At 60.5% G+C, this 537-nt stretch carries 1 protein-coding gene; it reads right to left on the reverse strand.

The features are described 5' to 3' along the window. Positions 1-108: 108 nt before the first annotated feature. Positions 109-537: electron transfer flavoprotein subunit beta/FixA family protein (locus L3X40_RS22145; RefSeq protein ID WP_237367476.1), on the reverse strand; the 429-nt coding region annotated here is incomplete at its 5' end.

Consider the following 537-nt stretch of genomic DNA (forward strand, 5'->3'; position numbering starts at 1 on the left):
ATCTGAGGCTTTTTGTTCAATCCAACTGGTACAGTTTTAAACCGGAATCTTGCACAATTTTACCCCGACGTTGACAGTGTTTCCTCGAAATTGTGGACGGGCGGGCGATCAGGCGATGCCGAGTTCCTTAATCTTGGCGACGAGCGCATCGACGTGGGCGACCTTGATACCCGCCGGGCGGACCGGCGGCTCGGAGACCTTGAGCGTTTTGAGCCGCGGCGCGGTGTCGACGCCGTAGTCGGCCGGGGTCTTGTGCGCCAGCGGCTTGGATTTCGCCCTCATGATGTTCGGCAACGAGGCGTAGCGCGGCTCGTTGAGACGCAAGTCGGTGGTGACGATCGCCGGCAGCGTCAGCTTGACGGTCTCGAGGCCGCCGTCGACCTCGCGCTTAACCGTCACTGCATCGCAATCAACGGTGACTTCGTTGGCGAAAGTGCCTTGCGAATAGCCCATCAGCGCCGCGAGCATCTGCCCAGTTTGGTTGGAATCATCGTCGATCGCCTGCTTGCCGAGGATGACCAGCCCCGGCTGCTCCTC

The sequence above is a fragment of the Rhizorhapis sp. SPR117 genome (genome assembly GCF_021742065.1).